This is a genomic window from Candidatus Zixiibacteriota bacterium (genome assembly GCA_019038695.1).
Lineage (GTDB): Bacteria > Zixibacteria > MSB-5A5 > GN15 > FEB-12 > B120-G9.
On sequence record JAHOYZ010000046.1, the window covers coordinates 1 to 12,338 of the forward strand.

The 12,338-nt window shown below is 49.9% G+C and carries 9 protein-coding genes; 1 reads left to right on the forward strand and 8 read right to left on the reverse strand.

What is annotated here, in order from left to right; genetic code table 11:
- The 8 genes from KOO62_12555 to tyrS form a co-directional block, all read right to left on the reverse strand.
- A partial coding sequence (locus KOO62_12555; protein ID MBU8934813.1) for a hypothetical protein occupies positions 1-1,284 on the reverse strand: 1,284 nt, incomplete at its 3' end.
- Positions 1,277-2,467 (reverse strand): hypothetical protein, encoded by a 1,191-nt coding sequence (locus KOO62_12560; protein MBU8934814.1) that lies wholly within the window; start codon positions 2,465-2,467, stop codon positions 1,277-1,279. The genes KOO62_12555 and KOO62_12560, both read right to left, overlap by 8 nt.
- Positions 2,468-2,516: 49 nt before the next feature.
- Positions 2,517-3,320 carry a fumarylacetoacetate hydrolase family protein gene (locus tag KOO62_12565; GenBank protein MBU8934815.1) on the reverse strand — a complete coding sequence of 268 codons (804 nt, stop codon included), beginning with the start codon at positions 3,318-3,320 and terminating at the stop codon, positions 2,517-2,519.
- A 90-nt stretch (positions 3,321-3,410) separates the two neighbouring features.
- Positions 3,411-4,760, reverse strand: coding sequence for an MATE family efflux transporter (locus KOO62_12570; GenBank protein ID MBU8934816.1), 1,350 nt, complete (start codon positions 4,758-4,760; stop codon positions 3,411-3,413).
- Positions 4,761-4,820: 60 nt separating this feature from the next.
- Positions 4,821-5,999 carry a mechanosensitive ion channel family protein gene (locus tag KOO62_12575; GenBank protein ID MBU8934817.1) on the reverse strand — a complete coding sequence of 393 codons (1,179 nt, stop codon included), beginning with the start codon at positions 5,997-5,999 and terminating at the stop codon, positions 4,821-4,823.
- Between the two features lie 8 nt (positions 6,000-6,007).
- Positions 6,008-7,654 carry an Ig-like domain-containing protein gene (locus KOO62_12580; protein MBU8934818.1) on the reverse strand — a complete coding sequence of 549 codons (1,647 nt, stop codon included), beginning with the start codon at positions 7,652-7,654 and terminating at the stop codon, positions 6,008-6,010.
- Positions 7,655-7,707: 53 nt separating this feature from the next.
- Complete coding sequence (locus KOO62_12585) at positions 7,708-9,552, reverse strand: tetratricopeptide repeat protein (protein ID MBU8934819.1); 1,845 nt, start codon at positions 9,550-9,552, stop codon at positions 7,708-7,710.
- Between the two features lie 66 nt (positions 9,553-9,618).
- Entirely contained in the window at positions 9,619-10,875 is a 1,257-nt protein-coding gene (gene tyrS, locus KOO62_12590; protein ID MBU8934820.1) for a tyrosine--tRNA ligase, read from the reverse strand.
- 177 nt (positions 10,876-11,052) lie between these two features.
- On the opposite strand from tyrS, the gene KOO62_12595 reads away from it, so the two are divergent.
- A partial coding sequence (locus KOO62_12595; GenBank protein ID MBU8934821.1) for a transglycosylase domain-containing protein occupies positions 11,053-12,338 on the forward strand: 1,286 nt, incomplete at its 3' end.

Genomic DNA, 12,338 nt, shown 5'->3' on the forward strand with positions numbered 1-12,338 from the left:
GTACTCTATACTGTCCACAAACTTCAGGTCCAGGGTGTCGGCTGGAGAAACAAACAACGGTATAGTGGTAGAGTCGGTTGAATCCGTCGTCGCTTCGATTGTACCCGCGCCTGAATCGATTGCAGGACCAGTGATCATCGGCGGCACAACAACAGTGTCGCCAACAGCAGACAAATCACTCAAGGAATCTATTACCGCCGACTCTTCCGCCTTCAATGCAGCCAGGCTGTCTAAGATTAATTCGGTAAAGGAAGTATCGTCCAGGGCATAGTCGGCGGCACTGCGCAGTGTGCCGGACACATAAGTGCCGACCACCCCATCCACAACCGTCACCGATTGCAATCTATTGTCTACAAGTCGAAAATATATGGTGTCGCCCGAGACACTGTTCTCATTGTACTCCCGTCCTCCGCGCAACGACGGAAAGTACCAAGAATATGCCTGACCGTAGCACAGAACGTTGTCGAGATCATTATCGACAAAGTTGAGTGTAATCCTCTCTCCTGATAAGATCGAGCGATCGTGGTAGATTCCGGCACTGTCGATAGGCTCAGAAAACTCTCCGAAAGCAGAATCGATCACGTCAATACGACTGAGAACATCTCCCTGGAAAACGACCGAAATGAAATCCCCTGTGATCTCCGACTCTCTTCTCCGTGCTACCGGATTATCGTACAGATCAAGAATGTCTTCTTCTATTAACATAACAGCACACGGACCCTCGGCGGAGAAATCGTGAGAAGTGATGATGACATTCCCACTCGCCTCGGCATAACGCTGGTCCGATTGATAATGAACGAAGTCAGCAATGATCTCCACCATGCGAGCAGTGTCAGGATACTTTAAATAAATTATGGGGCGGTCTTCCATTTCAAAAAATCCAGCCTCATTGTCATAGAAGGCATGGACTCCAACTCCGTAAAGCGAATCGGCATAGGACCAGAGTTCGACGTGCTCTCCCCACGCAGTAGCATGTCCGGTAGCAATGTTGTAATAGACCGAATCGGCCCTGAGTAGATAGTCGGCATCATCGACCAGTACGCTGCCTTTGAGATCTACATAGCGGCCCGTGAGAAATCTGGCCGAGTCACAGTATATACGGCCAGTCTCGGTGATGAACACTACGTCGCCATTAACGCAACTAACCCATTCGCCACCCTGATGGATTGCTTCAAATTCGTCGGCCCGATCCAAAATGACCCGACGCCCTATTTGAGCCTGGACTGATACTCCCAATACAAAAGAGAGGGCAATTAGTCCCATTATCCAGTTAAGATTACGCATTGGTAACAACTTGCTCAATAGCTTGGCGATAACGTTCCAGTGAATCTCGGTCCACTGTACCCAGTTGGGCCACTCTTTCGTTACCGCCCCCCTTAAGGCCGCACGCAACCCCGATTTGCCTGGCCAACTGACCAGCATGCAGACCGCTCTCAGATGCAGTCGCTACAAACAAACGTTCACCGGTAATAAGAAATACGGCTCCACCTGTGATTGCAGCCACTTGTATGACCAGAGCGGAAGTTAGTTTCGAATCGAAGTCATCAACCTGGTCCACGACCAAGCGGTGTTTTCCACAAAGAACAGCATTCTCAGCCAGAGCTGAAGCGCGAATGGGAAGTAATTCCTTCTGGGTCTTTCCAAGTTGATGACGGAGTTCCTTATTCTCAAACGATAGCTTGTCAACCCTCTCCACCAGGTCGCCGATTCCACAGGTCAGTCTCTGCGAAAGTGTGGATGTGACCGTCAGACGGTTCCCATAATCCGCCAAAGCCTGTTGACCAATGAGAAATTTCACGAGCACATGTCCACGCATTTGTTCCGTACCCATGATCTTTATGATTCCCACTTCGCCCGTCGAGCGACAATGTGTCCCCCCACAGGCTGAGTAATCAAACTCGCCGGTTATAACAATTCGCAAAAGGCCACTTCGCTTCGGGATTCTACGCAAAGGGATGGCGTTTAGTTCGTCTCCTTCAAGGAACCTAATCTGCACCGGATCATTCGCCAGGACTACTTCGTTGGCAATACTCTCCGACTTTTGCAACTGCTCCTCGGCTACAGAAGATTGATCCAACTCTATGGCTGCGTACTGCTCACCGAGATGAACCGATACTGTCGACCATCCAAACAATTTCACGAAAGCCTGACTAAGTATATGCTGGGCTGTGTGCTTACGGCTATTGGCCTTACGGCGTGTACGATTCACCTCTCCGTGTACCGTCTGCCCCACACCCCCTACAGGACTTGATGACAAATGACGGATCACATCGTCGCCAGTCTCGACAACTTCCTCAATAGCAACACCGGCCAGCTCGCCGGTATCAAATAGCTGTCCCCCTGACGTGGGGTAAAATGCCGAACGATCCAGTATAGTGTAGTACCGGCCCTCGTCCTCACCGATCACCGCAATGGTGGCATCAAACTCCACCAGTTCGGCATCATGATAATAAAGTCGTTCAGTCATCCGGTCAGAAGTCTCTCCGCTTAACCCGTCTATCTTTTTCTTGTACACCTCAGTCTTCAGTTGAGACAATGTGATTACGAAGCGTGCCTACGTTTTCGACGCGCACCTCAATCGTATCGCCGGACTTCATAGGAGCAATTCCGGCGGGTGTCCCTGTGGAAATCAAATCGCCCGGGCTCAATGTCATTATTGAAGAGATATAGGATATCAACTGGGGGATAAGGAAAATCATCTGAGAAGTGCGTCCCGACTGCTTGACCTCATCGTTGAGAATGCCTTCAATCAGGATGTCATCATAATTGATGTCTGTGACAATCCAGGGACCAACAGGACAGAACGTATCAAAACCCTTGGCCCGTGTCCATTGGCCGTCGAGTTTCTGAAGGTCGCGCGCGGTGACATCATTGACACAGGTCAAACCAAAAATATGGTTTGCTGCCTCCTCCACACTGACCTTACAGGCTGTCTTGCCAATAACGACCCCAAGTTCGGCTTCATAGTCAACACGTTCCGAAACGGGTGGAAGCACAATCCTCGCCTCCGGACCAATAATCGATGAAGACGGCTTCATAAACAGAAGCGGCCGCTCCGGGGCTTCATCAGCCGAATACGATGCTTTGACATGCGCATGGTAGTTCAATCCCACGCAGATGATCTTCGATGGAATTACCGGTGCCAACAAAGTTTTGTCGGACAACTCTCTTGCGGAAAACTCACCGCCCGCAGGTTCAACTCCGTCCCAGGGTGCCTTACCTAAAGGTGTAATAGTACCTCCGGTAAGATCACCATTGAGAAACCCGAACTGAGGTCCAATTTCGGAAGATTTCTGATATCTAACAAAACGCTGACTCATAACATGTCCCTATCTATCTGTATTGCGCACAACTGCACAGACATCATTGGCAATGAATAAAGGCGACCTGGTCGTCACGGTCAACCACAATCAGAGTTGCTTCTTCTTCCAGTTGCCCATTTTGAACCACATACCCAGGATAATGGCTTTGATAAGAGTAGTGATCGTCAGGGTCCACCAGATACCATTAATACCCCAGTCGAGCGTGAAGCACAGAAAGTAGGCCATAGGAATACGGGCGAGCGATCCGGGTACTGAGACCACCATAGGAGGAATCGTGTCCCCCGCTCCTCCAAAAGCACCTTCAAGAACAATCTCGATAGCCATAGCCGTTTGCGACAGGCCGAGGATGACAAGATAGTCTGCCGCGATGTGCAACACCTCCGGATCGTCGGTGAAGATAGAAGCTATCTGCCGTGGGAGAAGAATGAACAAGAGCGAAGTAACCAGTGTGAGTCCTATCGCAATCCCGGTTGCTCCCCAGGCACAACGGGCCGCGCGATCGGGTTTGCCTGCGCCGAGATTCTGTCCCACCATAGTAGAGGCAGCGATGGAGACGCCGAAACAGGTCAGGTAGGAGAGTGACTCCATGCGATTACCGATACCCATCGCGGCCGCAGCAACCTCACCGAATTCATGCACATATTTGATCAAGAACCAATAGACAACCACAAACACGAGTTGCTGACTTGCGATTGGGAGACCGATGCGGATGATCTTGAGCATATCTCTGATGTGCACCGGAACCCGCAGGACGCGGCCGATGTCAAAGCCGAGTCCACCACGCATCATTCGCACTGTTATCCAAGTAACGCCCACCAGAACCGATACACCTGTGGCCAGAGCCGCGCCTGGCACTCCCATAGCCGGGATTGGTCCCAAACCGAAAATGAACAGTGGATCGAGAGCCATGTTCAGAACTACAGTTACCATGCCCACCTTGGTAGGAGTCCTGGTATCACCTGAGGCTCGGAATATGGCGTAGATGGCGTCCAGAATGAAGAAGAGCACAGCTATTCCAAATGAAATCCGCAGATAGGGGACAGCATGAACACTAGTAGCCACACTGGTGTCCATAAAGTTGAGCATCGATGGCGTAAGAATTATACCTGCGAGAGAAAAAGTCAGCCCAATACCGACTGCCAGGGCCAGCCCCTGTCGCGCATAGTGGGCCGCCTTATCGGGATTACGCGCCCCAATATATCGGGAAACGAGGGCTGTGACACCAATGCAGATGATTGAAATGAAGGCAAAGACCGTCCAGATCACAACCATAGATGAGGTCACAGCATCTTGCGCCGTCGATCCAAGTTTGCCTACCCAGAAATAATCGGTGGAGGTCAGTGCGAACTCCATGAACATGTTGAGTACAACGGGGATCGATAGAGAAAAGATCGTACGCGTGATCGGGCCGCTCGTGATATGGTCGGTATTCGTCATTACTTTCTGGCGTGCGCGTCAGCGGTAAATGCGGGTTGAATCCGTCATTGGCAGAAACACTCAATCGTCATCATCATCGTCTCCATCATCCGTTCCACTTCCGTGCGAAATCGGAGTATCATCAAGGACAGGATGGGATGCTTTCGACTCATCGTCTGTACTGTCGTCGGCAATCATGGTAACCACTCGTTGCGGGAACGGAATCTCGATTCCTTCGACACGGAAACGACGGAGCACCTGCTGGCGGAGCTCACTTTCAGTTCGATATTGGGTAGTGACATCGGCCACGCGACAACGTAGCGATACATCCAAAGCACTGTCACCAAAATTGAGAAATCGGAACTGAGGAGCGGGATGTTCTATTATATTGGTGTGTTTGGAAGCTTCGTCAAGCATCACAGTACGTACCTGGTCAAGATCTTCTCCATATCCAACGCCGACATCAACACGGATTCTCGTCTCTGTTTGAGGGTAAGATAAGTTATGAACGGTTGATTTTGTTAGTTCAGCATTAGGAACAATAATGAGAGTGTTCTCGCGTGTTTGAAACTTGGTCGAGCGCACTCCTATTTGGTAGACATCACAAACGCGACCATCGTCGAGGAGAAGGCGATCTCCCGTTCGGAATGGACGATCAATCATAATCACAAAGCCACCAATCATGTTGGCGATCGTATCCTGGGCGGCCAGGGCAATGGCCAGTGAACCTACTCCCAGGACAGTAATAAGACCAGTGATATTGACATCGAAGTGGTCGAGTATCACGAGCACACCAAGCACGTACAAAATGACCTTTACGGCCCGGTCAATCAATGGCATAAACTCATCGTCAATTTTCGTTTCGGTGCGTGAAGCGACATTTGTACCAAACCATGAGATCATCGTCGAAAGCACTCGGACTGCCATGTGTGCGATAATAAGAACCCCGAACGTGAAGATCACGCCGTCGACAATTGTAAATACAGCTTCACTGAGATAGGGTAACTCCCGGTCCTGAAGAAATTGGACAAGGTAACCGAACCCGAGAAGATACACCATCAGGTAAGCGGGACGACGAGCAGCACCGAGCAATTTATCGTCGAAATCGGTTTTGGTTCGGGAAGCCAGGTGTTGCGCTACAACAAACAATAGCATCCGTGCCATCAACACAGCCACAACAGTGACAGTTATGATAATCGCGATACCCACCAATAGTTGCCATTGGCTCGGTACGGCCAGATAATCCATAAATTCATACATGGGTTCACCTACCTTATGTCGAATACAATCCCGGTCGTTTCAAAACGGGCGCGAACGGTAATAGTGTCGGGATGCACTGCTCGTGTTTCTGCAAAACGGAAAGGACAGGCCGACCCAACCCCGGGGTGTCCATCGTGATCCCGGTCAATCAGCGCTGTCATAAGATAATCACCGGACGGGACATCAATGCGGAATTGCTCCTCATTCGTAGTCAAGGCGGTGGTTCTCGTCTCCCCCACCTTGCGAAACTCCAAAACAACGGGGACCGCTTCCTGCCCGGGAACGTGTTTTATTACAACGCCTGAAATTGTACCGAGTGAATCACTGTCCACGGTTGCAAAATTGTGTTCGCCTAAAGAATCCCCGAGAGCATTACCAGCCCTGTCGCGCAACTCAAATTCAGCCACCGCCAGACGATAGCGATGCCCTTCACGGATATCGGCCGATGTAAAGCGAAGACGGAAAGCGTCTTCCCATCGCCATTGAAGCTCGATCAGGCTGTCCGGTTTCTGCCACAACAAAAAAGTTTCAAGTGAGATACTACCAGTATCGAGCGGTTCGGAGAAAGTCATTCGCACCTCAAGGTCGGCCACGAACCGGGGACTCCTGTCAGGTGTAAATGATGTAAGTTGCGGAGCTGTTTTATCCTCCGATTCCTTCACTTCCAGGTCGGGGTAAACAAGAGACTCGAGGCTTGAATCACACTGAATGTGAAGCACATAATCGCCATCAGTCAGTTCTGGTATAGCGAAGGTGAAACTCGAACTTTGATCCTCATCCGCCTCAAGCAGAGAGTACGCCCGATAGATCGCCGTTGTGTCATTCAGGGGATTTACGAAAACGCGATCAAGGTGATCGCGCAACCAATCGGGCTTTATCTTCCGGGACAGTCGAACACGCAGAAGACGATCAGAGGTATATGTCACCGAAAGAATCTCTGGCTTTAGCGTATCACGAGTCGTCAACGAAAGGAGCAGGGCATCAAGCGGTATCTCCCCACCTACAACAACTGGACGGTCGGTCAATGCGAAAGTTTCGCGAGCGGGATTAAACAGTTCGTCACGGTTCTTGTCCTCGAAAGCAATCAAACGAAACGCTCGGTCCGGCAAATACTCGAAGAAAAAATCACCATCCGCATTTGTCTTGGTTAGATAGGCTGGGATGAGGCTGTCATAGGTACAGGAATCAGTCAAATCGGTCTCGTCGTACAGAGCTGCATACACGCCAGCCTTTGGCGTTTCCCCCGCTACCACTCGACCTCCAACCCGCCCGGTATCCAGATAGGCTCCGGTACTGAAAGCAATAATCCCTGCGCTGTCGAGTTTGTTGCTGCGCAAGTCGACAACGCTGGCACTGACCGAGACAACATACGTCTGATCAACTTTGAAGCTGTCCGCGAAGATAATCTCAACACGATCAGATTTCCATTTGAGCTTCGGTTTGGTAGCCGGTCGTGGCGAGAAAAACACCGATGTGCCAGTTTGGGGCGGTAACACCGTTTCCGAAAAATAGAGAACGATCCGGTCACTGCGATCCACATTGATCGAACCATTGGCCGGTTCCGAACCAAGCAAGTACGGTTTGAGCTTATCTTCTTCGCCGCCCGGAGGCGGGCCTACGTCAGCGCAGTTAAGGATTGCTGTCAGTAATACCACAATTGCAGTAATGATGTAAATTGGACGTAAAGGAAACGAGTCCACGAAATAGCTCATTCGATGAGCTTGGTTTTGATCGCCTCGTTGTCGGGGTCGAGATTGAGTGCTTTGTTCCACCATTGTCGGGCCGCTATGCTATCTCCGGTTGCCTTGTACGTGTCTCCCAAATGGTCGAAAATAGTTGGGTCACTGTCAAGTACAACTGCACGTTTGAGATAATCCAGAGCTTTGTCGTATTCGCCCAGACGGTAACTCACCCAGCCATAACTGTCAAGATAGGCCGCGTTGTCGGGTTCCATTTGAACGGCTCGCACAATCAAATCACGTGCATAATTCAGACGTAGGCCACGATCAGCCAGGGAGTACCCGAGATAATTGAGCACCTGATGGTTGTCGGGATCGCGTTGCAGAAGGTCTTCAAAGGTCACTACAGCACTGTCGAAAAGTCCCGACTGTTCATAAGCCACAGCCAGTCCAAACATCAATCGCAACTTGCCGTCATCATCAGTGATATGCTCAAGACCGGATCGATAAGTCTCGATTTCATTGTCATGCTGCTTCTGTTGCCTGTAAGCAAAGGCTAGATCAAGCCAACTGTCAACCTCGGTTTCAGCTATCTCAGTCAGTTTCCCAAACGCGATGGCAGCCTGTAGATAATTCTCATTCCTGAGCGCTATGCGACCCAGAAAACGATGATTAATTGGATTTCGATCTCCTTGCTCCACCAGCGAGTTGAGAATCGAATCGGCAATGCTCATCGAATCATTGTAGAAATAGAGTATGGCAAGGCGGCGATTAGCGTCGATGTCCGTTGGAGTGAGAGCAATTTCGCTGACCGCGTATACCAAAGCAGAATCAAGTTGTTCCATCTGCAAGTATTGACTTGAGATCAGACGATGCAACATTGGATTTTCAGGGGATAGCGAAAGACCTTCGGTGGCAATTTTCAGTCCCTGCTCAACGCTATCGCTACCAAGATATGTTTCCCCCAACCAAACCCTGGTCATAATATTGGTGGCGTCATTGCGAAGTTCAAGCGAACGAAGATAAGAAGTTTTTGCATACTCGGGGTTACCCAGAAGATTGTATGTGCCACCCAGCTTGCGCCACAGGCGATAATCTTCCGGAGCCAGATCGAGTGCGTGCAGATACCATTCAATCGCAGAATCCGAATGACGTTGCACGGTATAAAGATCGCCCAGCCTGACCACCGCTAACAGGTTAGACGAATCGGCATTAATAGCCACCGAACGCTGGAACGACCGACCTGCCTCGGTTAGGTGCTTAAGGTCCCATTGCAATTCGCCCAGATCATACCAAATGCGGGCATTGTTCGGTTTCAGCCGGGCCAAATGCTCGTAGGCCCAGACAGCGGAATCAGCCTGCCCCAGAACCTGGTAGACAGCTACAAGGTACGAATATGCCATTGCGTCATTACTATCCGCGGCGACTGCACGCTGATAGCAGAAATGCGCCGAGTCCGTCTCTCCCGCAGCTCGGAATATCTGTCCCCGAAGCATCCACACCTGGTTATCCTCTGGTTCAACCGGGACCAACGCCGTGAGGGCATCGTCGAAATGCTGCATCCGATACAGAGTCAGCGCCAAAGAAGTACGAATCTCGTAAGAATCCCTATAATGGGCAAGCGCCTTGCGGTAATTCTCGGCAGCCTGATAGAGAAACCCGGCAGCCTCATACACAACCGCATTGGAATAGAGATAAAAAGCTTTCTCGTCGATCTTCTCACTAAGCGGGGTCAGTTGGATGGTAGTATCAGCTACAGTGTTTTTATGGGGTGAACGTAACTCCACCAAGTCCCGCCGAACAACCTCAGACGAACAGCCTGAAATCGTAAGTAAGCACAAGAGTATAATGCTGACTTTTCTACGATCGATCAAACCAAACTCCATCAAATGTTATCACAAAGTCTCATACCCGTCAGTCGACCAGAAGTGCCCGATCAATCACCGGTTGAGTTTGAGATACCTGCGTTTACCCACCTTGAGAATCATCGTTTCACCCTCAGCCAGGACAAACTCGCACTTCGGATCGGTAGTCTTCTCTCCATTGAGAGAAACAGCTCCGGCCGTAATAAGTTTCCTGGCCTCGCTATTTGACTTGGCTAACCCGGCCTTCGCAATCAAGCCAACAAGGTACAATTTGTCCGGATCAAGTTCCCATTTTTTGAGGTCGGACAATCCAGCTTCGGGCATATCGTCAGGCAATTGACCCTTGGCAAAAATACGTTCGAACTCACTTCGTGCTTTCTTCCCCGATCCCTCAGAGTTGTACATATCGGTCAGACGTTCGCCCAGCTCTTTCTTGATATCCATAGGATTGATATCCGGTTGGGACAGGCGCTGCTTGATCTGCGCAAGTTCCTCCAGCGTAACATCTGTGACCATCTCAAAGTAGCTGTATATTGAGGAATCAGGAATCGACATGACTTTGCCAAAAATCTCCCGGGCTGGTTCATCTATACCTATGTAATTCCCGAGCGATTTTGACATCTTCTGCTCACCATCGGTTCCGGTCAATATTGGTAAAGTCAGAACACACTGAGGCTTTACTCCGTATGCCTGCTGAATCGTTCGTCCGGCTAGAAGATTGAATTTCTGATCGGTCCCTCCGATCTCAATATCCGCCTTGATCGCGACAGAATCATATGCCTGCATCAACGGATAGAAAAGCTCGTGGATCGAGATCGGGAGACCCTGCTTGTAACGTTTCTCAAAATCATCCCGTTCAAGCAGTCTGGCAACAGTGAACTTCATTGCCAGACCCATGACCTCATGGAAGTTCATCTCTTTGAACCATTCTCCGTTGCAGCGCACCTCTGTCAGTGACCTGTCCAGAATCCGGAAGAACTGTGTCTGGTAGGTCTCGGCGTTCTTCATTATATCATCATAGGCAAGCTGGGGACGGGTAGCCGATCGGCCTGACGGATCCCCGACCATACCAGTATAATCACCGACAATCAAGACAATCTTGTGCCCCAATTCCTGGAATTGCCTGAGCTTGCGGATACCGACCGTATGACCCAAGTGAATATCAGGAGCAGTCGGATCGAAACCCTGTTTAACCCTTAGGGGACGATTCTCGGTGATAGAACTCCGGATGAGTGCTTTGAACTCATCTTCCGGAAGAAGATCAACCGTTCCACGCGAGATTATATCCCACTGTTTCTCGAAATCTCTTTCAACTGTGGCTGCATTAGTCAACGTTCTTCTCTCCAAAGTAATTGCATCCTTGTCGAGTTATCGACATATAACAAACGAAGGTTGACTCTGCTCTTAGCACGCAGAGTCGTTTCGAATTAAGTAATTGAGCCTGTTGGGAGCAAGTCTGAAGTTGTTTTATCTTGACGATTCCCCGAATCGACGGACAGATTGGGCACTATGAATAAGAGCGTAAGCCAATCGCGATTCCGCCAAGGTTATCTACGAAAGGGTCTTCTAACACTTGTCGTGTTGTCCCTGATTTTGGCTCTGATACTGGGATATAAGACCTACAGAGTATACCAATCAGACTTGCCGTCGTTTGAGCAACTTCATAATATCGAACCCAGTTTGAAGACGCGGGTGTACGATCGCAACGGTATCCTGATGAAGGAGTTCTTTAGTGAAAACCGCGCTCTGACTCCCTATCGAGACATGCCTGACCATCTGATTCAAGTGCTTCTGTCCTCAGAGGACCGCAAGTTCTTTGACCACTGGGGAATAGATGTGCGACGAGTTTTTGTGGTGGCTGGATCCAATGTCCTCAAGGGGCGGATCGCGGCTGGCGCTTCAACCATAACCCAGCAACTCGCCAGGATGCTTTTCCTCACCCGTAAGCAGACTTTTGAACGGAAATTCAAAGAGGCTCTTACGGCCATCAAGCTCGAGCGGACCTATTCGAAGGAAGAGATCCTCGAGATGTATCTCAATCAATATTACTTTGGTCGAGGTGCCTATGGCGTTGCAGCAGCATCCCGCGCGTTCTTCTCCAAATCTGTTTCGGAACTAAATCTCAGCGATTGCGCAATTCTCATCGGCATGCTGAAAGCCCCCAGCAAGAACTCCCCTTTCCACCATCCTGAACGGGCTATTCAAGCACGTAATCGAGTGCTGTTTTCATATTATACGTTTGCCGGTATTGACAAAATAACCTACGACTCACTGTCGGCTCAAGAACTGGTTATCACTCCTCCGGTCGAAAAACCAGGGATGGCTCCCTATTTCACTGAAACCGTTCGTCAGTATATCTATGACCGTTACGGCGAAAGTAAGCTGTATTCGGGCGGCTTGAAAGTATTCACATCGCTCGATGTCGATCTTCAGGAAGCAGCAGAAGCATCGCTTTGTAAAAAGATCGACTCACTCCGGGCCAGAATCGCCAGACGTTATCCTATAGACAACCCAACATACACAGAGGTTATCACTGATACGCTCGACGACTTCGGACAACCGGTGCGCCAGTACAAGAAAATCCAGGGAGCATTCATTGCTATCGACAATGCCAACGGCGACATTCTGGCTATGGTCGGAGGACGGTCGTTTGAAGAAACAAAGTTCAACCGGACGATTCAGTCAACATTACAACCGGGGTCCGCTTTCAAGCCCTTTATTTATACCGCATGTATCGACAATGGCTTCCGTACTACGGAAATCATCGATGATCTCCCCATTGTCCTGAATATTCC

Bases quoted from the DNA above. Each gene is read 5' to 3' on its own strand.
- KOO62_12560 (MBU8934814.1), bottom strand. From the start codon at position 2,467: ATGACTGAACGACTTTATTATCATGATGCCGAACTGGTGGAGTTTGAT.
- KOO62_12570 (MBU8934816.1), bottom strand. From the start codon at position 4,760: ATGACGAATACCGACCATATCACGAGCGGCCCGATCACGCGTACGATC.
- KOO62_12565 (MBU8934815.1), bottom strand. From the start codon at position 3,320: ATGAGTCAGCGTTTTGTTAGATATCAGAAATCTTCCGAAATTGGACCT.
- KOO62_12575 (MBU8934817.1), bottom strand. From the start codon at position 5,999: ATGTATGAATTTATGGATTATCTGGCCGTACCGAGCCAATGGCAACTA.